Annotated in this window: 16 protein-coding genes and 2 pseudogenes; 15 read left to right on the top strand and 3 right to left on the bottom strand. The window is 51.6% G+C overall.

Annotated elements, in window-relative coordinates; translation table 11 throughout:
* The first annotated feature begins 271 nt into the window (after window positions 1-271).
* Window positions 272-1,915 carry a hypothetical protein gene (locus AC1RS8_RS12130; protein ID WP_489340120.1) on the top strand — a complete coding sequence of 548 codons (1,644 nt, stop codon included), beginning with the start codon at window positions 272-274 and terminating at the stop codon, window positions 1,913-1,915.
* A gap of 55 nt (window positions 1,916-1,970) precedes the next feature.
* On the opposite strand, the pseudogene AC1RS8_RS12125 reads toward AC1RS8_RS12130, so the two are convergent.
* Window positions 1,971-2,192 (bottom strand): annotated as a pseudogene (locus tag AC1RS8_RS12125) (site-specific integrase); the annotation flags it as partial.
* A 107-nt stretch (window positions 2,193-2,299) separates the two neighbouring features.
* Here AC1RS8_RS12125 and dusA point away from each other — a divergent pair.
* Complete coding sequence (gene dusA / locus AC1RS8_RS12120) at window positions 2,300-3,304, top strand: tRNA dihydrouridine(20/20a) synthase DusA (RefSeq protein ID WP_489340611.1); 1,005 nt, start codon at window positions 2,300-2,302, stop codon at window positions 3,302-3,304.
* Window positions 3,305-3,358: 54 nt separating this feature from the next.
* On the opposite strand, the gene AC1RS8_RS12115 is transcribed toward dusA, so the two are convergent.
* Window positions 3,359-4,192, bottom strand: coding sequence for an undecaprenyl-diphosphate phosphatase (locus AC1RS8_RS12115; RefSeq protein WP_489340119.1), 834 nt, complete (start codon window positions 4,190-4,192; stop codon window positions 3,359-3,361).
* 524 nt (window positions 4,193-4,716) lie between these two features.
* On the opposite strand from AC1RS8_RS12115, the gene AC1RS8_RS12110 reads away from it, so the two are divergent.
* The 4 genes from AC1RS8_RS12110 (at window position 4,717) to AC1RS8_RS12095 (ending at window position 8,692) form a co-directional block, all read left to right on the top strand.
* Complete coding sequence (locus tag AC1RS8_RS12110; protein WP_167362854.1) at window positions 4,717-5,457, top strand: winged helix-turn-helix domain-containing protein; 741 nt, start codon at window positions 4,717-4,719, stop codon at window positions 5,455-5,457.
* 29 nt (window positions 5,458-5,486) lie between these two features.
* A complete protein-coding gene (locus AC1RS8_RS12105; protein WP_489340118.1) occupies window positions 5,487-6,230 on the top strand; it encodes an EAL domain-containing protein in 744 nt (247 codons plus the stop codon).
* 34 nt (window positions 6,231-6,264) lie between these two features.
* Window positions 6,265-6,951, top strand: coding sequence for a winged helix-turn-helix domain-containing protein (locus AC1RS8_RS12100; RefSeq protein WP_489340117.1), 687 nt, complete (start codon window positions 6,265-6,267; stop codon window positions 6,949-6,951).
* A 346-nt stretch (window positions 6,952-7,297) separates the two neighbouring features.
* Window positions 7,298-8,692 (top strand): undecaprenyl-phosphate glucose phosphotransferase, encoded by a 1,395-nt coding sequence (locus tag AC1RS8_RS12095; RefSeq protein WP_489340116.1) that lies wholly within the window; start codon window positions 7,298-7,300, stop codon window positions 8,690-8,692.
* 365 nt (window positions 8,693-9,057) lie between these two features.
* On the opposite strand, the pseudogene AC1RS8_RS12090 reads toward AC1RS8_RS12095, so the two are convergent.
* Window positions 9,058-9,162, bottom strand: a pseudogene (locus tag AC1RS8_RS12090) (transcription/translation regulatory transformer protein RfaH); the annotation flags it as partial.
* Window positions 9,163-9,843: 681 nt separating this feature from the next.
* Between AC1RS8_RS12090 and AC1RS8_RS12085 the strand changes: the two are divergent.
* The 9 genes from AC1RS8_RS12085 (at window position 9,844) to AC1RS8_RS12045 (ending at window position 20,013) form a co-directional block, all read left to right on the top strand.
* Window positions 9,844-10,284, top strand: a complete 441-nt coding sequence (locus AC1RS8_RS12085; protein ID WP_489340115.1) for a low molecular weight protein-tyrosine-phosphatase — start codon at window positions 9,844-9,846, stop codon at window positions 10,282-10,284.
* A 35-nt stretch (window positions 10,285-10,319) separates the two neighbouring features.
* Window positions 10,320-12,545 carry a polysaccharide biosynthesis tyrosine autokinase gene (locus AC1RS8_RS12080; protein ID WP_489340114.1) on the top strand — a complete coding sequence of 742 codons (2,226 nt, stop codon included), beginning with the start codon at window positions 10,320-10,322 and terminating at the stop codon, window positions 12,543-12,545.
* Between the two features lie 96 nt (window positions 12,546-12,641).
* On the top strand, window positions 12,642-13,817 hold the full coding sequence (locus AC1RS8_RS12075; RefSeq protein ID WP_489340113.1) for a polysaccharide biosynthesis protein: 1,176 nt from the start codon (window positions 12,642-12,644) through the stop codon (window positions 13,815-13,817).
* Complete coding sequence (locus AC1RS8_RS12070; protein ID WP_489340112.1) at window positions 13,814-14,971, top strand: polysaccharide pyruvyl transferase family protein; 1,158 nt, start codon at window positions 13,814-13,816, stop codon at window positions 14,969-14,971. Before AC1RS8_RS12075 ends, AC1RS8_RS12070 begins: the two co-directional genes overlap by 4 nt.
* Window positions 14,972-14,980: 9 nt before the next feature.
* The gene (locus AC1RS8_RS12065) at window positions 14,981-15,991 is read left to right on the top strand and encodes a hypothetical protein (protein ID WP_489340111.1); all 1,011 of its coding nucleotides are present in this window, start codon (window positions 14,981-14,983) and stop codon (window positions 15,989-15,991) included.
* Complete coding sequence (locus AC1RS8_RS12060) at window positions 15,988-16,476, top strand: hypothetical protein (protein ID WP_489340110.1); 489 nt, start codon at window positions 15,988-15,990, stop codon at window positions 16,474-16,476. The genes AC1RS8_RS12065 and AC1RS8_RS12060 overlap by 4 nt, the downstream gene beginning before the upstream one ends.
* 184 nt (window positions 16,477-16,660) lie before the next feature.
* Window positions 16,661-17,764, top strand: a complete 1,104-nt coding sequence (locus AC1RS8_RS12055) for a glycosyltransferase (RefSeq protein WP_489340109.1) — start codon at window positions 16,661-16,663, stop codon at window positions 17,762-17,764.
* Window positions 17,765-18,641: 877 nt separating this feature from the next.
* Window positions 18,642-18,812, top strand: a complete 171-nt coding sequence (locus AC1RS8_RS12050; RefSeq protein ID WP_489340108.1) for a hypothetical protein — start codon at window positions 18,642-18,644, stop codon at window positions 18,810-18,812.
* Between the two features lie 88 nt (window positions 18,813-18,900).
* Complete coding sequence (locus AC1RS8_RS12045) at window positions 18,901-20,013, top strand: polysaccharide biosynthesis/export family protein (protein ID WP_489340107.1); 1,113 nt, start codon at window positions 18,901-18,903, stop codon at window positions 20,011-20,013.
* The last annotated feature ends 5 nt before the right edge of the window (window positions 20,014-20,018 follow it).

Here is a 20,018-nt window from a genome sequence, read left to right as displayed (position 1 = left end):
CTAGTGGCCTGACCTTTACTTCTGGTGAGTACTAAAAATGGGGGATTACCGGGCGCACTGGCGTAACGAAGTGATTTTACAGGCTCGCTTCAGGTAGTCAGAGTGCATGTCAGCACATCTGAGGACTTACCTGGAGTTTCCAGAGAGCTTTCAGGTTCAATGGGGACAATGCAGGTTCAATGCTGGGATTGGGCTATCACTGGCGCCGATTAATAAGCCTTTACTGACGAATTTTGAATAATCGATTTTTAAATCGACTGGGTGTTGAAGAATGAGAGATGTTTTAACAAATAAAATTCCAATAATTGTTCTGGCATTGTTCTTTGCTGTATTACTGAGCGGGGTATTTCTTCCGGTTTACTCCGATGAAGTCATGACAAAATTCAGGGTTGCGCGGCTATTTCTGGAGGACGGAAATGCGGTTACCCTTTATCCACAATGCACAACAACTGCAGGGCGGACAGTTTCATGGGTATTTTATCCGGCCGGTATATTACTGTCGGCGATCTATGCCCACCTGGGTCCTTTTGGCTTGAGAGTGAGCGGTATTTCTTTATCGCTGATCTGGTTTGCCTTGCTCGCGTATTGGTGCTTGGCGCAGGCGCGTGATGTTGGAGGGGCTCTTCAGCGTTTCGCTGGATTGGTGGCGGTGGCTTCACTGGGCGTCCTACCCTATCTGTGGGTCTTGTCGCGCCCTGAACAACTTCTGATGCTGCCGATCCTGGTGCTTTGTTTGTTGGCGCTCTTCTTCAAGGAGCAGAAGTCTGCGCGCGCGCAGGTGGCAATGACTGTTGGGCTTGCATTGTTGCTGACATTATTTTTCTATGCTCACCCGAAGAGCATGTTCTATGCACCATTCGCGCTAGCGGCCGTGTGGTTCGCGACGGCAACGTACCACAAAGCGATTCGCTATGGCTTGTGGCTGTTCGTCGTGGTTCTGTGCATTCAGAACTTTCACTATTTCAGCGCGCTGGCGGGCTGTCAGGATGCGCCGAACATTCAAAAAATGCTGGCGGCCAACACATTGTTACCGGGTATGCTGTTCTCTGCACCAGCTGAGTTTGTCAGCGCCGCATACAATAATTTAATAAGCTTCCCTGACCGGGTGTTGATACATCTGACCTTTAATGCCACTTTTCAATCAGGCTGGCTGCCTCCTATGGTCGGTAGCTTTGAAGAGTTGCCGTACCTCAATCTTGCCATTTATTATTTTCTGTACGCGTTTATTATCGGAATCCACGTTGTAAGCATCCCGGTATTTCTGTTCCAAGTGGTTCGCCGCCAAGTGTCTGCGTCTGTGGTGCTGGCGCTGTTGTTGGTCGGCGCAGATTTGATCAATGCGTTTTTTTACAACATCCAGAATTTTTATGCAGGCATTCAATTCATGCCTGTGTCGATCATCATCACAGCCCTGTTGATGCATTCCCGACGCGCAGTGAAGCCGAGTAACATACCCACGCTAGTCGCCTATTCACTGTTGTTGCTGCTGTCTATGGCGTCGATGGTGACACTGTTAGCCCTCGTGACCCCTGACATCACACGCAACTCCTCCTTCGCTCAATCGAGCTTGCCCGGGCAGCCACTTTCGATTCCGGTGCTGGGGACTCAGCTTCACTTGGATTCAATCAACAAACTGGGGGCGTCATGTGGTATTCCTGCGGAGTCGGCAGAAAATGTCGTAGTGGACCACATGACATATTTTGCCTTTTTGCGCGACAAGAAACCGATCCACGTGCTCTATGTGTCTGAGATCGGCTACGGTGGCGACTTGAGTCACGGCAGGCTGCTGCCATTTCTCAAAGGACTGAATAGCCCAGGCCTGGTCACGCGTTGCGAATGGGTGCCGTCTGAATTCCGGCAGGCCCAGGAGAAGGACGATATGGGCTACTGCTGTGTCAATTTCGGCAAGATCTGACTAGCGTTACCGGCATTAGTGCCCTCGGCACCCCGGAAACGGGAGGCCGAGGGGGCTCGATCATTTCCTTGACCGTCACGCCCTTGCGATGGGCCTTGGCAATTGCACCAGGTTCGGCCAGCTCAGCTTCGCGCCGCTTGAGCCGGGCTTGGGTCGTGGTCTTGCGATCGAAGGTCTGGCTTTCCTGATAAACTGTCATACCCTTTTGCATGATGCGGATCTGTGCGGTGTACGCTGCAGAGCCATCCTTGCGCTTGCGAACGGTGATCGATCCCATGGATTTTGCTACACGAGTGGTTTGCGTTGATACATAGCAGCAAGGCTCACTCAATATTAAGCAAAAACCGTAGTAAACCGTAGCAAATGAGAAGTAGCTAAATGCCGATGAAACCCACAGAAAACCTGGCCTATCCAGCAGATTCGGTATCCAGGAGGTTTTCTGTTGCACCCATGATGGATTGGACTGATAGACACTGCCGCTTCTTCCTGCGCCTATTGTCAAAAAACGCCCTGCTCTACACCGAAATGGTCACCACTGGCGCGCTTCTCAACGGCGACCACGAACGCTTCCTGCGTCACAACGAAGCCGAACACCCGCTCGCCCTGCAACTCGGCGGCAGTGTTCCACTGGACCTGGCTGCCTGCGCGCACATGGCTCAGGAGCATGGTTACGACGAGGTGAACCTGAATGTCGGCTGCCCGAGTGATCGGGTGCAGAACAATATGATCGGCGCGTGCCTGATGGGGCATCCGCAGTTGGTGGCCGATTGTGTGAAGGCGATGCGTGATGCAGTGTCGATTCCGGTGACGGTCAAGCACCGTATCGGCATTAATGGGCGCGACAGTTACGAAGAACTGTGTGATTTCGTCGGCACGGTGCGGGATGCCGGCTGCACCAGTTTTACCGTGCACGCGCGGATTGCGATTCTGGAGGGGTTGTCGCCGAAGGAGAACCGGGACATCCCGCCCCTGCGTTATGACGTGGCGGCGCGGTTGAAGGCGGACTTTCCTGAACTGGAGATTATTCTCAACGGCGGGATCAAGACGCTGGAGGCCTGCCACGAACATTTGCAGACGTTCGACGGCGTGATGTTGGGCCGCGAGGCGTATCACAACCCCTATGTGATGGCCGAGGTGGATCAGCAGCTGTTCGGCAGCACGGCGCCGGTGATCAGCCGGGCTGAGGCGCTGGCGCAGTTGCGTCCTTATATAGCGGCGCACATCGCTGCAGGTGGTTCGATGCACCACATCACCCGGCATGTGCTCGGGCTGGGCACCGGGTTTCCGGGAGCACGCAAGTTTCGGCAGTTATTGTCGGTGGATATTCACAAGGCCAAAGAACCTTTGGCCTTGCTGGATCAAGCGGCGGAGTTGCTTGAGGGGCGTTAACGGTTAGCCGCTGCCCTGCGACCAGGCTGCATGTCCTGCAGCCTGGTGCAAGTGTCAGAGCGCTGCAGCTTCGGTCCAGTCAACCCAACCGAATACCCACGTTGCCAGAATCAGCAAACCGAATCCGATCCGGTACCAGGCGAACACGGCGTAACTGTGGCTGGCGATGAACTTGAGCAAACCACGCACGGCGATCATGGCGAAAAAGAACGCCGTCACGAAACCCAGCGCAAATACTGGCAGGTCGCCAGCCTGAAACAGATCCCGATACTTATAGCCTGAATACACTGCTGCACCGACCATGGTCGGCATCGCCAGAAAAAACGAAAACTCCGTGGCAGCCTTACGCGACAGACCAAACAGCAACCCACCGATAATCGTCGATCCGGAGCGCGAGGTGCCCGGGATCATGGCCAGGCATTGCGCGAAACCGACCTTGAGGGCGTCGGCCCAGCGCATATCGTCAACATGCTCGACAGACACCACATGTTCCCGCTGCTCGGCCCACAACATGATGATGCCACCCACCACTAATGCCACTGCTACAGTGATTGGATTAAACAGATACTCATGGATCTTATCGGCGAACAACACCCCCAGGACCACTGCCGGAAGAAAACCGATCAATAGATTCAAGGTGAAACGTTGTGCATTGCGTTGAGCCGGTAAGCCGGTAACGATCTCGAGAATCTTGCGACGGAACTCCCAGACAACTGCCAGGATCGCGCCCAATTGAATGATGATGTTAAAAGCCATGGCTCGCTCGCCGCCGAAGCTGAGCAAGTCCGCGACAACAATCTGGTGCCCTGTACTTGATATCGGCAAAAACTCCGTCAGACCTTCGACCATCCCTAAAACCAACACTGATATGGTTGTCCAAAGATCCATTAATTCCTCCCTCAACGACAAATACCCATGCGTCGACTTCGCTCTGATTCAACGCCAACACGAAAGTAAAGCGCATTAGACAAACTAATAAAACTCAATGTTATGAAATGTCCATGGTCAACACCACCAACATGAACGTTATATAACGGTTAATATTGGATAGCTCCGAGCCAAACAAGAGCAATCACTCGCACTTGAATCAACAAAGCCCTACTGCCTCATGGCACCCAATGAAAAAAATCAAGCCGCGGGAACTTTAGCGGCATCCACGGTCGTATTGATGCGAAAAACCGGGACATCGGGACAAAAGATGGCACAATGATATGACCTGTCAGCCCGCGAGATTCCAATAGGCCATCAGGCCTCTTGAGCCATTGGTAAGCAAACGATCACGTGAGAATCACCAGCAACGTTAAAAAAAGGTAGCGACCGCTTGAAAAACGAGTGAAATGTTACCAATTGTCAGTCACAACCGAGAATGGGTGCTTTAACATTCAAATGCCAGCACCCAGCCGAGTCAAAGCATGATGCTTACAGGGAAAATAACGACTACAGACCACAGCTACGCGAAGGAGGAGAAAGGTATTCTCACCGTTGGGCGAACCCACACGCTAGCTGAGGGCTTTAGGGAATTAGTCGCAAGCCACGTAGGCAAGGATATTGCCGTTGATGCAATGTGCTATAGCAACTCATTCAAAAGAAACAAGAATACTGATTCATACCGTGCAATTTTTATCGTAATCGACAGCCCTCAAGCATTTGTTGAAAGCCTCACCACGGTAGAAAATATTCGCGCCGAAAATCTGGCGTCAATAATTTTCGTAGCCATCACCGGTAGAGGCACCTACAACAAGATGAAGTATTACTTTGCCGGGGCCGACTACTGTATTAATTGCGATACTTTTGCAGACAAAAAATGTGACGTACTGTCCGAATTTTTTAACAGTCCAGAATGGCAAAAAAAGCATAATCTGCTTTTGGACCCTACTCGCATGTGCCTGATTGGCGAGTATAAAAAACTGGATGTATCGTTTGCAGAAATGAAAATTCTTGAGGCTTTTTCTCAGACCAAAAACCAAATATTGAGCCATGATGAAATCGCCAGGATCATGGGGCTGAATATAAATTTTTATGACCCAAGAGCCTTGGAAAAGTCGATCAGTCGCCTTCGCGGCAAAATAAAAGGCATGTATGGAACCAACGCCATTCAAAGTATCCGTGGGCATGGATATCGTTTAATCAGGGGTCTGATCTCGACAACCTGATTCTTAATGTAAAAGGGAGTTTCTGTTTTATGAACGCAACAGGGAGCGTGCGATTCTACGATCACGCAGAGCATTACCTGTCTCGACAATTGATCCTCACTCGGGATGACTGCCCGTTTGCCAGCGAGATCAGAATACATTTTGACGATTCTGCTTCCGCGCCCTGCGCGCCAGAGGCGTATCAGATGAGTGGGATCTACAGTGAAGTACTGATGCAAACCAGGCTGATTGCGTTCTCACTAAAAGATCGCGACACCACTAACGGGAGCAAGTACTTAAGCCGTAGTTTTGTTTGCGTAAAACAGTCGGACCTCGCCAACTCTGCGCTCACGGAAGAGTTGATACAGTCCGGCGCTGCTCTGCGCGAATTTGGCCAGACACTGGTTATCGCGCTCAATGAACTACCCCTCTCGGCAGTCAGCTTCGCAGAAAAAAAGAAAATCCTTCATAACGTGTATCTATTGAAAGATCACGGCATAGAAATCGCGCTCGACGATTACAACATCGACGATGAAAGTATCGAAATCTTTACAACCCTGAATCTATTCGACTATATAAAGATTTCCACTTCCTCTCTAGACTTGAGTCTCAAGCTCAGCGGCAATCCAGAATTATTCAATCGCTTCCACGAACGCATGACCATGCTCACTCACAACACAAAAGTCTCCTTTATAGCAGACAGAGTCGAGCATGCTGCCAGCCATATACTGGCACGTGCGCTGCCCTTTGATTACTTCCAAGGGAACCATTACTCCCCCGCCGACAACCTTTAAATCAACACCCAGATGTGCAAATCAGGAGAGAGCCATGGATAGCAGCACAAACCTCCCTAGAAAATACTTTGTCGTGGTTACTCACAACCCCGCACTACAACTAGAGCTTGAGGCATTACTGACCAGCAAGCGATATAACAGTTACGGCACGTCACAGGCAAAGATGTTTTATGAAGGCGTTGCCCCACCCACTTCTGCCCCCAAGCTTATGGAATTTATTTCCCCGCAGGTAGCCAAGATGGTTCCTCCGGTTATCAAGCATGATACCCAGCGCATCCTTTCGACGTTCAAGTCCGAATGGCAAGCAGTCCAATCCGTAACGAAATTTACTCACTTCACATCAACTGCGGACAACGCCAGAGATGACACCAGGGAATGCGTCTCCCAGGCGGCCAAACCGCACGCTCCACTGACTGAAACCTGGCGACTGAGCGATGCCAACGGCGCGCTGACCAAAGATGGCGTGGAGATTGCCTTGACTGGCCTGGAGGCCACGCTGCTGAAAAAAATGCTGCACCATGAAGATCGCGTGGTCAGCAAGGACGATCTTATCCGCAGCATCGGCAGAGAACCTGAACACTATCGGGGTCTCGAAATGTGCCTGAGCCGACTACAGGAGAAGTTTAAAAACGCCAGTAACGGCGAACGTCTTTTCCGTGCAGTAAGGAATCGTGGGTACTGCCTGATACAAAAAATCGTACGCGTAAAAAGACCAGCCTGAACCATTCAGGCGCTCGCCCCGGCAGTGCAATACAACAATAAAAAAGCACGCCAATTTACCTCCCCCTCTCCACCCGCCCCCTCTAAAAAGCCGTGTTAACAAATTTGAACCCAGACTATTTCTAACGCTGCTCTCGCCCAGATATATCAACCATATACACCGCCCACTCGTTAGAAGTCGTCAGACAGCACTCGCATTAATAAATTAATCTACTCACTGACGAGAGCGCCATTCCTTGGCGTTTCGCTCATCAATGCAGCGCCATCTTATAAAAACAATAACTCTGCTTCATCAACTTTGGCAGTTGTCTGTCGAAACGCGAATGGACGTATTTTGGGGATATCGCATGGTTAACAATCTTCGTATCAATCGAAATACCAACCTCAAAGGATTGACCTTCTGGGGACAGTGGGCACTGGGTCAGGGATTTGTTGTCGCCCTGTTACTTCTAATGGTTTATTACCAGACTGGAACGGTAGAGTTCTATTATCGAGTATGCGCAACGCTTACGGTGCTTGCATCGGTTCCGGCCTATACATGGTGCGGCGTCTATGCAAAGAAAGACAATTACCTGGAAGGGTTGATAAGACTACTGATGGGTTGGTCAATGACACTGGCAGCGTTAGCTATTGTCGCCTTTCTCTGTAAGGCCAACGAACTGTTTTCTCGTCAAATCATTCTTGTATGGGCTATCGGCAGCTACATCGGACAGGCACTGTTGTACGTCCCACTGCATGGTTTTTCGAAGTACTACCAACGGGCGCTTCAAATTGAGCGCAGAACGCTGATAGTGGGTACTGGTGAGCTGGCACTGGGGTTGGCTAACAAGCTTCGTGCCCTCGAGCACTTCCCATTGGTCGGCCTGGTAAGCTCCGACACCACTCCTTTGCTGGAGACAGGCGTGCCACCGGTCGTAGGCCCGCAAGAGGAACTGCTCGAACTGATCAAGACTCATGACATCCGACGCCTGTACATCACGCTCCCCTTGAGCGAAGCGGTACAAATCGAAGAAATGTATCTCGACTTGCTGGATGCCAACGTCGATGTTGTCTGGGTTCCGGACTTGAACAGCCTGACGCTGCTCAATCACTCGGTCAGTGATGTGGATGGCATGCCGGCAATCCATTTGATTGAATGCCCGCTGAGCAGCCAACCCACAGCCGCGTTGAGCAAAAGCCTGCTCGATAAATGCGTGGCACTGATGGCCATTATCGCTCTAAGCCCGTTACTTTTGCTCATTGGCCTGGCCGTCAAATTCACCTCCCACGGTCCGGTATTTTTCAAACAGGAACGCCACGGGTGGAACGGGAAGGTTATCAAAGTCTGGAAGTTTCGATCCATGCGCGTGCACGACGATCACGAGGTGAAGCAAGCCAGTCGTAACGACTCGCGGATTACCCCGATCGGGCGCTTTATCCGTCGCACTTCCATTGACGAGTTGCCGCAGCTCTTCAATGTATTGCAAGGTCATATGGCGCTGGTTGGACCTCGCCCTCATGCCGTTGCGCACAACAACTACTACTCCGGCAAGATTCTCGCCTACATGGCTCGCCATCGAATCAAACCGGGTATCACCGGGCTGGCTCAAATCAACGGTTGCCGCGGCGAGACCGACACCATCGACAAGATGCAGAAGCGCGTCGAGATCGACCTCAAGTACATCAATAACTGGTCGTTGTGGCTGGATGTGAAAATCCTGGTGAAGACGCCGTTCACCTTGCTGTCAAAAGACATTTATTGAGGGCGCACCCGCAGAATCAGGCGGCGTGAAACTAGCACCGGCAACTTAAGAAACTTGAGCGACAACCACCCCGTGGGGAGCTGGGTTCGCCCGCGAAGAGAACACGGCGACTTTTCATTTACGCGCCATTGTTATTCGCGGACAAGCCACACTCCCCCACGGCGGCAAGGCCTCGAAGTCTTGAGTAGGCGTTTCAGTAAGGACGCGACAACACTGGAGTTTGCCGCAACAGCGCAAGGAAGATTCCGATGATTACAAGTGAGCAATGCGCCGCCTCAATGCTTACTGATACCAACAAGGGCATGCTAATCGTTTGCTCACACTGCAGCAGCGTCATCAGGAGCAACACTCGCAGCTCCCCCCTCCTGCAAATCACGCTCGCGCCGGTCCGTAGAGCGAAAGCAGCTATATCCCTGGTTAACCAGATTGATCTCTGCACGCTCGTCCTGGCTCGCCTTGCATTGAACCAAATATCATGCGCTAGCGGTGAGACTCCCAGGCAGGGTCGTTCGAGCAGCCGAAGCAACACAATCAACCCCTTCTGCGCTTATGTGATCAAGTAGCTCCGTGGCTTTCTCCACGACCTTGCGACGGATTTTTCCCGAGGATGGAAACGCACCTGAAAAACGGAATTGGCCGATCATGGAAACTTCGCCCTTTAAAAAACGCGAAATCTTTTGGCAATAACCGAATGCTAGAGAACGCTTTATCCAAAGTAACTCCCTTACACTTCTCATCAAACCACACCTCACAACGCCTAACACACCCCAATGCAGGACAACACAAAAAAACCGAAAACGTTATAATTCGTCCGATAAAAACCGGGAATGTTATTTAATATCTGCCTTTATACGTGGATATTTTTTTGCAACTTGGTAATCACTGGTCGCATAGCATTTAATGGTTGATGTTGTCATGGGTTGGCAGTTATGATTTTTAGCATAGCAACTGTCAAGCACGCTCGAAGTCCAAATTTCAGCAGACCAGAGTCTTCGCAGTGAGAAAGCTGATCCAGCACGGTAACTCCTCACGGAAAGAGGCATATACCCAATAGCTGCAAGTCGTCAAAAAAGTGCCGTTGAAGAAAAACAGAATTTCAGTCTTTCCAATTGCACCATCACCGCAAGTGTGGAATTTCCAGGGAGGTTGCCTTGTTTAATAAGATTCTAATCGTTTGCATTGGCAACATTTGCCGAAGCCCCACTGCAGAGCAATTGTTGCGAGAAGCACTGGTCCGGTCCGACATCGAAGTCAGCTCCGCGGGTCTTGGCGCGCTACAAGACCACCCGATCGAACCCACCGCCCGGATCGTACTGGAAGAACACGGCCATCTGCCACAAGAGCACAAGGCCAATCAACTGACCCCTGCCGCCATTAGCGAATCGGACCTGATCCTGGTGATGGAGCAGTCGCATATAGACCGCGTTCTCAAGATCGCGCCTGAAGCGCGTGGAAAAGTCTTCTTGCTGGGCAAGTGGCAGAACAACCGCGAAATCAGCGACCCCTACCGTCAAGGCAAACCTGCTTTTGTGCATGCATACGCGTTGATTGAAGAAGCAGTAACCGCCTGGGCAACGCGTCTCGCACGCTAAACCATTCCTCGATACCTGTTAAAAAGAACTCACTTATGCAGCAAACTCCAGCATTAACCTCACATGACGATGATGATATCGACTTGATGGGCCTACTCGGGACACTGGTCGATCATAAATGGTTGATTGCCGGGATAACTGCTGCCTCTATGGCCGCTGGTACGGCGTATGCGGTGTTGGCCACTCCTGTTTACGAGGCAACTGCCTTGATACAGGTGGAGGCCAAAAAAAATGACATGCTCGGCTTCTCCGACATCAACAGCATGTTGGGTAAAGAGTCACCTTCAGCCACAGAAATTGAATTAATCAAATCGCGCGCCATCGTCGGCAAGGTTGTCGACAATCTATCGCTCGATATTACTGTCGAGCCGAACCGGTTTCCGGTGATCGGCGACTTTATTGCTCGTCGGTTCAAACCAGACACGGTCAATACAGTCGCAAAGCCATTACTTGGCATGAACAGTTTTGCCTGGGGTGGCGAAACCCTGAAAATATTTCAGCTCGAACTCCCACAAGAGTTTTTGGGTCAGGAATTAACTCTCATCAGCGGTGAAAGTGGCCACTTCACTTTGCTGGATGAAGACAACAATGTCCTGATCGAAGGCCAAGTGGGTCAAGCCTATGATCAGGACGGCATTAAACTGCAAGTCGAAGTGTTGCAGGCGAATCCTGGTACAACGTTCAGCATTGTGCGTGACCCACGCCTGACCAGTATTTTGAAGTACCAAAAGGTACTGGAAGTATCAGAGCGCGGTAAAGAATCCGGTATGATCGGAATGGCTCTTGAAAGCGAGGAACCGGCTGAAGCCATTCAAATCCTCAATGAAATCGCAAAGCTCTATGTACGGCAAAATGTCGAGCGGACATCGGCCGAAGCCGCTCAAAGCTTGGAGTTTCTAAAAGATCAACTGCCTCAGGTCCGGAAAGATCTGGAGAAAGCCGAAAACGCCCTGAACAAGTATCAAATTCGTAGTAAATCCATCGATATCAGTCTGGAAGCCAAAGCCATTCTCGATCAGATCGTGGCGCTTGATACCAGCATCTCCGAACTGAAATTGCAGCAAGCGGAAATGGATCGCAAGTTTACCCGCCAGCATCCCGCCTATCGGGCCTTGCTCAGCCAATTAGGTGAACTGACAGCGAAGCAGGACGGCTTGGCCAAAAAAGTCGAGGGTCTGCCTTCAACACAGCAAGAACTGCTTAGCCTCACCCGCGATGTAAAAGTCAGCACCGAAATTTATACCCAGCTCCTGAATAAATCCCAGGAACTGGATGTAATGCGTGCCGGCACCGTGGGTAACGCGCGCTTGATCGATACAGCCGATGTGGATCTGCGCAAGCCCGTTAAACCCAAAAAAGTCCTGATCGTACTCATTGCCACCCTGCTCGGGGCTTTCTTGGCTACTGCATTGGTGCTTTTTCGAAAAGCCCTTAACCGCGGCGTGGAAAATCCGGACCAAATTGAACAGCTGGGGTTGCCGGTGTACGCATCGATTCCTTTCAGCACACTGCAAAAAGGTGAAGAAAGCAAAATCCTCCGGAACGGCCGAGGCCGCGCCAACAAGGTCGCCCCCATACTGGCAAGCAGTCACCCCACCGACCTGGCCATAGAAGGTTTGCGCAGTCTGCGCACCAGTCTGCACTTCGCCATGCTCGAAGCCGGCAATAATCGCCTGATGATCTCCGGCCCGAGCCCTAAGGTTGGTAAAACGTTCGTTTCCGCCAACCTCGCAGCAGTGATCGCTCAGACCGGCCAGCGTGTATTGCTGATCGACGTGGATATGCGCAAAGGGTATTTGCATAAGGTATTTGGAACTCCCGCTGAAAACGGGCTTTCTGATTTACTCGTCAAGCGCTGCGACCTGGCAACCGCGATCAATAAAACTGAATTCGAGCACCTTGACGTTATCGGTCGCGGACAAATACCGCCCAACCCTTCAGAACTGCTAATGCATGCGAACTTCAGTGCCTTTCTGGAGCAAGTCAGCGCCCAGTACGACTTGGTTATTCTGGATACCCCACCTCTGCTCGCAGTAACGGACGCGGCGATTGTCGGCCGCCAGTCGGGCACAAGTTTGATTGTGACGCGTTTTGCGCTTAACCCGGTTCGTGAAATTGAATTGACCATGCGTCGCTTTGCTCAAAATGGCATTGAATTGAAAGGCGCCATTTTTAATGGCGTTGAAAAGCGCGCCTCGGCAAAATATGGCTATGCCGATTACGGTTATTATAATTACGAATATAAGTCAGAAAGTGTTTAATTAGTGCGCTGCCCTTAATTAAAGCCGAGCGCGCCTGAGTTTTAAGGCCGCTCGTTACTGCACGTGCAATATAAGATTCACACCTCCAGGACACATATGAAAAAGATACTTGGGACATTAGCGGAACAGGGCGCCTATACGGGTGGTTTCTTCCTCACCCAAGTCATTGCCGCACGCGCACTGAACCTCAATGACTTCGCTTTGTTCTCTGCACTGTATTCGTCGGTGATTCTGCTCAGCATCATTCATGCCAGCACCGCCGCCGATATCCTACTGATGTTTGGCCGGCGCGGGCAGTCGCTCGAACCGCGCAGCCTGTTGAATATACTGTATCCGGTAGTTGCGCTCGCGGTAGTTGCCACGGGCTACTTCGCGATCACCACGGGCCGCCCATTGACGGTCGTCCTGATGCCGTTCTTCTTCATGGCGTTTATCATGTACTGGTCCTTGCGCAGCTTGGCCATTCTCAATCGCAAGACGTCCGGCCTGCTGGTTCCGCCCCTGTTGCAAGTGGCCGTGCTGTCCACGCTGCTGCTCCTCGAGAGCGCCTCGCTCGACTTGATCGTTGCCCTGATTGCCCTGTGCCTCGGCGCTCCTGCGTTGTTTTTCTGGCGACGCCTAGGCACTGGGAAACGATACGTCATCGAGCCCCGCGACTGGGTTGGCTTCAGCATCAGCAACAGCGCCGCCCAAATTGTGTTGTGGACGATGACCCATGGCATGGTGATCTTCCTGCTGGCTTCCGGTGACACTGCTGGCTCGGCCTTTTTTCGCATTGTCATGACCTTGATCCTGCCAGCTCAATACTTTGGTATTGCTCTGTCCAATCACTACCTGCCAAGGCTGATGAAACTGCGGGCTGAGGACAACGGTGCCTACTACCGGCAATGCGCGCAGTTGGCATTGTTGGGTGTAGGGGCAAGCGCAGTGTATGGCGGGCTGTTGATTTTGGGGGGCGATCGCATTCCGGCTTTGATCTTCGGCGAAGCGTTCAGCGGCATCGGGTTGTCGCAGCTGGCGATCCTGCCAGTCAGCCTTGCCGTCATCCAGTCTGGCCGTACCATTCTCAAGTCATCCGGATTCAACCATTACGTGCTGCTGGCCATGCTGGTCGGCCTTGCCGGCTTCACCCTTCACTTAATCGACCACCACTACACCTTGACCACTGGCGCGATGTTGCTAGGGGTCAACCTGACGGCGGCAATCATCGTGCTAGCCGTGCTGCTGACGGCTTTGTTGACCCGCTTTCATTCTACTCAGGAGCGCGCATGAATATCGTGATTGGAGGGGTTCCGTTCAGTCAGAACCTAGGCGACGGAATCATTTTTGAAAACATCAAGAACTTGTACAACAGCACTGAGAAGGCCGCGAAGGTGTCACCTTTGGACATTGCCGGGCGGGATGATTTCGAAACGGGCGCGACTTCCTCGGATCTTAAATTCAGGATGCTCCACGCTATTCCGGCCGTCGGCCGCAAACCTTTGCTGGCGTTATTTTTCTATCTGAAATACCAATGGGTGTGGCGTAAATCCTGGCGATCCAAACTGGCCGAGGCTGATTTGCTGACCGTAGGCGGTGGACAACTGTTTCTCGATGAAGAGCTCAACTTCCCGCTTAAATTGTATTTTCTGTCGTTGACCGCCAAGCAATTGCCAGCTTTGAAAACCGTGATCGCGTTTGTCGGCGTATCACCCACGCTGAGTCCTCTGGGAAAACTACTGTTTCGACGGGCGCTAAAAAACTTCAATCCACAGTCGATCTCGGTGCGCGACGAAGAGTCCAGGCAGAATTTCATCCGATTGATCAACCCGAACCTCGACGTCAAGGTCGTTCCGGACCCTGGGGTCAATTCCAAGCAGTGCTATAAAGTTGAAAGCGTGCCTTGCGATCAGCACAAAAGGATCGGCATTTGTATTTCCAATCCCAAGGGGCTCGATGTGCAAGGGCGACTCGGCAAACCTTTCCAAGAGCATACCCGCAGTTACTTCAAAAGCCTGGTCGAGTTGCTCGATCGGAAGGGGTATCACGTCTCACTGTTTACAAACGGCGCGAGCGAAGACGAGTTCCTGAAAGACGAAATTTACAACGCGTGTAGACCATTGGTCGACGTGTGTGAAGACAAACCGAAAACGCCCAGTGATCTGGTGAACACTATCAACCGTTACGACCTGATCGTGGCGCACCGGTTGCACGCTAATATTATTGCCTACTCGCTGGGTATCACGTCTATTGGCCTGCGCTGGGATACCAAGCTTCATTCGTTTTTCAAGTCGATCAACCGCGAGCACCTGTTTATTGACACGGTACTCCCAACGGCCGAACAGACCGTCGAGTTGATCGATAAACACCTGAATTTCAGCATGACGAGCCCTGGCTCAGCGTTGATTCATGAGTTGATGGACGAAGTCGAAAGTCACTTGGCGTAATGATCAATAATGGATAACCGTCAGGATGTAACTCTGGGGGCACGGCTGTTGCTGTGCCTATTGTTGATGTCGTTTGTGCTTGCGATCTATATGTTTCAGGACGTGTTGTTGCCCAAGCACTTCTTTACCGATGCCGGCACCATCAGCAACTTGATAAATTACGTCGACCTGGGTAGTGCCCAGACCGACTCGTTCGTCAGCACCGCCTGGGTGTTCAGCAACTTAGGGGACGACGGATCGCAAGTATTCCTGCTGGTCGGCGTTATCAGCGTAGTGCTGCTGATGTCGTTCCGCTCCCAGCGCTACGAACTGGTCGGCTTCACGTTGTTGTACATGGTGCCGTTCACCTTGTTCAATTTGAAGCTCTCGAAAGAGGCGATCGTGATCGTCATGAACTTCAGCTGTTGCCTGGCTTGCCTCTCAGGCCGAAGCAAAGTGTTCAAGGTGGTTTTCGTGGCTTCGTTGTACCTGCTGTATGCCTACTTTTTCAGGTTCTATTACGCGTTCATTGCTGTGGGTATGGTGTTTTTGACCTGTTTCTTTTCCGCACATGGACGCTTGCGTACGACCTTGTTGTGTCTGGCGCTGGTGGCCTGCCTAGTGCTGCCTGGGGACGTCTGGACGCAGTTGCAACTGGCCCGGGATACCGTCAATACCAGTCGAGAAGGCCTTAGTGATTCGAAAACTATTTTCTCGAACCTGTTGACGCCCAATGGCATTGTCACCGCGTTGCCCAATTCGCTGTACGGCGCCGTGCGGTTTTTGTTTGCACCGGCGTTCTCTTTTCGGCCCCAGGAACTCCTGCTCTCCATGGTGCTGTGGAGCGTGATCGTACTCATGGTCAGAAACAAAAATTACAGCCATCCGCTGATGGCCTTGCTAATGGCTAACTTCCTGATCCAGACCTTTTTCGAACCGGACCTAGGGTCGTTCCTCAGGCACATGACGGCCTACGCCTTCTGTCTTTACGCAGTGCCCAGGGCACCGGCCAACCACGCTATGGACGGGGCACGAGCATGAATAGAACGCGCCGCTTGTTAAACGTCGCCGAGACGGCAAAAGGGGGCATCGCCAGTTACCTGAATATACCGGGGCTTAAGCGCGAGGCCTTGAGTTGTGGGTTTTCCTATTCAATCCCCGAAGCTCACAAAGCCCAGGTCATCTCCGTCAATGTGATTACTCATGAGTGCGGGCGAAGTGTGTTCGGGACCTTCTTGCTAGCGGTCAAACTGGCGTCGGCTGTCCGACAGATACGGCCCATCGTGATCTTTGCACACAGTGCCTTTGCTAAAGTCAGCCTTTGCCTGGCGTACACGTTTTTCCTGGCCAAACATATCAAGGCGTTGTACCGCCCTCATGGCGGGACGAACTTTCGCGATAGTTCGGCGCGAATGAAGAAGGTTGTCCAATTCATCGGGCGCGCCATGTCGTTCATCCAGGCGGTGTACGGTAAACATTTCTCACTACGAGCACCGCAAGACTCGAGAGTCGGGTTTCTCCAGTAAATGCACGTTGATCGAAAACTCAAGCCTGAGGGTATTAGCGTTAATTATTTCATCACTCTCTCGGATATTTATTACAAATCCGATCCGACGCAGGAGAGCAATAAATATTGCAACCGAAAGAGCTTGCTAGTCAAAAATACACTTCCGACTAAAATTCAATACTTGCCTCTTGATGCGAGACCATATGAAAGTTCTACATGTTGCGGAAACGATAAAGGGTGGCGTTGCGACCATAGCAAGACAGCTTATGCTTTCCCAGATAAGTTCGGGGCTCGAATCCACCTGCCTTGTGCCGAAAACACAAGCTGTCGAGTTGATTAGTGTTCCGCTAAAGAATATCGAGACCTACAACTCGACCGGCCGAAACATTCCGTCACTGCTTAAATTCATAGTCGCTCTTTCTATAACCCTGCATACACGCAGACCTGATATTGTTCATCTCCATAGCACGTTCGCTGGGCTTTGCGGACGAGTCATATTGTTTTTCATGCTACCTTTTTATAGACCAAAAATTATTTATTGCCCTCACGGATGGGCGTTCATAATGGATGGTGGAAACGCTAAAAAAAGAGCATTCGCATTAATTGAGCGACTACTCCTCAAGATCACTGACACGGTCATATGCGTTAGTAAATTTGAACAAGAGGCAGCGCTTTCCCAAGGGTTTTCGAAAGAAAAGATAATCATCGTAAATAACTGTGTCGAACCGCCTCAACCAGTTCAGGCTATTAATCATTTCGACCGCGACGTTGTGAACCTACTTTACGTAGGTAGATTCGACCATGCCAAAGGATTTGATACTTTGGTGGACGCAATGGCCCAGCTTGAGGGACACCCCTTTCGCCTCACTGCAGTAGGAGACACTGTACAGGGTGGCCCTCCGCCAAAAAAACTGAATAACATTAACTACGTTGGATGGCTACACCCCTCTGATTTAGCTGGTTATTTTAGTAACGCTGATGTGTTGATCATGCCCAGCAGGTGGGAGTCATTCGGTTTGGTGGCGGCAGAAGCCCACAGTTATGGCCTGCCCGTCGTTGCTAGCCGATGCTGCTCGCTTCCGGAAGTTGTAGCGGAAGGGGTAACCGGATTTTTGTTTGAACCAGGTTCTTCCCGTGAACTCGTGGCTCTTTTGAAAAGAATACCTCGCTCAACGTGGAGCAAACTGGGGCGCAATTCTTATGAGCGTTACGAGGCAAAATTCAAATCTGAAATTATGTGCACTGCTGTCTTAAACATTTATAACAATAGTCCGACATCCAAAAAGCTTGAAACAAACGAAGCATAAACATGCGGCTAATAAAATTTAAGCTTAAAATATATTAACTCCCAAGCCGACTTGCAATATCGGTGATATGGTTATCCCCTATATCACCGCTGGGTTGGCCCCGAGGTCATTGATTCCTAACACCTGTCGGCCGATGTACTGGTTGTGCCGCCGCGGTGTCAGGGATTTGGCCTACGGACATATGAGTGCGCTACCGACAGCCATCCAAACAACAAGGGTGAACATCTGGAATCTGGGTATCAGTTCAGCGTGCTGGAAATGATTCGGACCTTTGAGCAAGCTGGGGGGCGAGCAGTGTCTCATCAAGTGGTTGAACGTCGCCCAGGGGGGATATTCCCCAGTGCCAGGCTGCTCCGAAAAAAGCCGCCCATGAATTCGACTGGAGGGCCAAGCGTGGTTTGCAGGAAATGATGGTCGATACTTGGCACCGGCAAGCCTCTAACCCGCAAGACTATGGCCAGTAGCATCTCTCGTATGGCGTAGTGATCAGGCGCGAACCATGACACCTGCACCTTATACCCGATAACAATTGTTATAAACAGCGAGCACGTTAGAAAACGTCAGACCTGTCGAGCCTCCTACGCAGGTATTCTTAAGGCAATAATTGCAAGATAAACCTCACTGAGGAATGACCCAGAGGTCTACGCTCATCGAGTTCGAATCAATACTATCCTTAACGTTAATGGACGCTCAGCGTTTTTGGCCTTGCACGCTCGCTTCTTAGTTTCACCGCCAATACCGACGATGCATCAAAAAGGAATCTACCATGACCAAATTACTTGCTTCCGCTCTATTGCTGTCTTTAAGTGCCTCCGTTTTAGCCGCTGAGCCCCCTGCAGCGTCTTCCGCACCAGGCACACCTGCAAAAAACGCTTCTTTGAATCAGTCCACCCCTCTCGTAGGCAGCCTGTCCACAGAGGCTGCTCTCGGCCTCGGCGCCGTGGTTGTCGCCGGAGCCGCTGCACTGTCATCCAGTGGTGGTGGCAGCAACAATGGCAGCGGCACTACCGGCACTACTGGTACTACCGGCACCACCGGTACACGCTAAGCGCACCGCGAGGTCGATAGTCTTCTACTACCCGGAGCAATCCGGGTGGTTCAGTTCTGATGTGTTCCCCCCACAAGTGTCCTCAATCATGATTCGTAGTTTGTCGCTCGCTGTGCTTGCAGGCGTAGCCCTGCAAGGCTGTATGTTCTCACCCGGTCAACACCTGGATACCAGTCAGGTCGGCCGTGATGGCTCACCGGAAAGCAGTCGGATCGAGTTGATTCCGATAACGCCCAAACTGATTGCCCAGAACGCGGCGACAAAAGTGCAAGCCTCGGTGCCCGCCGAGTTGTTGGCGTTCAAGCCGGGGGCTTACCGGATTGGCGCCAATGATGTGTTATACATCACGGTGTGGGACCATCCTGAGTTGACCGCACCATCAGGTGCGCAACAGCAAATTGATGCGAACGGTCGCCTGGTACGCCCAGACGGCACCTTGTTTTACCCCTATATCGGCAATATTCATGCCGCAGGTAAAACCATCGAGGAGCTACGCGGTTTTATTGCCGAGCGCCTGACACAATTCGTCGACAGCCCCCAGGTTGACTTGAGTGTTTTGCGGTTTGCCAGTCAAAAAGTCGTTATTTCCGGCGCCATTTTAAAAGCCGGTCAACAACCCATAACCACGTCGCCACTCACTGTCGTCGAAGCCATGGGTATTGCGACTGTCGATCCATTGAATGCCGACCTTGCAGGCCTGACACTGACCCGGGACGGACGTGAGTACCCTCTCGACCTGGACTCGCTAAACAGCAAAGGCTCGCTGTTGCATAGCGTCTATTTAAAAGACGGCGATCAGTTGTACCTGCCCTACAACGACCGGAAAAAAATCTACGTCATGGGTGAGGTCAACCAGCCGCGGGCACTCACGTACAAAATCAACCGGATGAATCTGGCGAATGCGATCGGAACGGTCGGTGGACTGAACCAGACCACCTCCAACGGCAATGCGCTGTATGTCATTCGAGGTGCGGAAAACCTTGAGACCGAGCCGGCAAAAGTCTTTCAGCTGGACGCCGAATCGCCTACCGCGTTTGCTCTCGCCACCCGCTTCGATCTGCAACCCCAGGACATCGTCTACGTCGGCCCTGCAGGCGTGACCCGCTGGAACCGCTTGATCAGTCAGTTGCTACCCTCGGCTACTATCCTGGGTACCGGAGCGGCAGCTCAAAACAATCTCAGTGAAGCCAGCAGTCGATAAGGTTT

The sequence above is a fragment of the Pseudomonas sp. GW821-FHT12A04 genome, from assembly GCF_058807755.1.
The sequence above is the reverse complement of the archived record's forward strand: the minus strand, read 5'-3'. Positions and strand labels throughout refer to the sequence as shown.

Coding starts and splice junctions, on each gene's coding strand:
- AC1RS8_RS12115 (WP_489340119.1), bottom strand. CDS start 4,192: ATGGATCTTTGGACAACCATATCAGTGTTGGTTTTAGGGATGGTCGAA.
- AC1RS8_RS12105 (WP_489340118.1), top strand. CDS start 5,487: ATGAACGCAACAGGGAGCGTGCGATTCTACGATCACGCAGAGCATTAC.
- AC1RS8_RS12130 (WP_489340120.1), top strand. CDS start 272: ATGAGAGATGTTTTAACAAATAAAATTCCAATAATTGTTCTGGCATTG.
- AC1RS8_RS12100 (WP_489340117.1), top strand. CDS start 6,265: ATGGATAGCAGCACAAACCTCCCTAGAAAATACTTTGTCGTGGTTACT.
- AC1RS8_RS12095 (WP_489340116.1), top strand. CDS start 7,298: ATGGTTAACAATCTTCGTATCAATCGAAATACCAACCTCAAAGGATTG.
- AC1RS8_RS12060 (WP_489340110.1), top strand. CDS start 15,988: ATGAATAGAACGCGCCGCTTGTTAAACGTCGCCGAGACGGCAAAAGGG.
- AC1RS8_RS12080 (WP_489340114.1), top strand. CDS start 10,320: ATGCAGCAAACTCCAGCATTAACCTCACATGACGATGATGATATCGAC.
- AC1RS8_RS12110 (WP_167362854.1), top strand. CDS start 4,717: ATGATGCTTACAGGGAAAATAACGACTACAGACCACAGCTACGCGAAG.
- dusA (WP_489340611.1), top strand. CDS start 2,300: ATGAAACCCACAGAAAACCTGGCCTATCCAGCAGATTCGGTATCCAGG.
- AC1RS8_RS12065 (WP_489340111.1), top strand. CDS start 14,981: ATGGATAACCGTCAGGATGTAACTCTGGGGGCACGGCTGTTGCTGTGC.
- AC1RS8_RS12075 (WP_489340113.1), top strand. CDS start 12,642: ATGAAAAAGATACTTGGGACATTAGCGGAACAGGGCGCCTATACGGGT.
- AC1RS8_RS12045 (WP_489340107.1), top strand. CDS start 18,901: ATGATTCGTAGTTTGTCGCTCGCTGTGCTTGCAGGCGTAGCCCTGCAA.
- AC1RS8_RS12070 (WP_489340112.1), top strand. CDS start 13,814: ATGAATATCGTGATTGGAGGGGTTCCGTTCAGTCAGAACCTAGGCGAC.
- AC1RS8_RS12055 (WP_489340109.1), top strand. CDS start 16,661: ATGAAAGTTCTACATGTTGCGGAAACGATAAAGGGTGGCGTTGCGACC.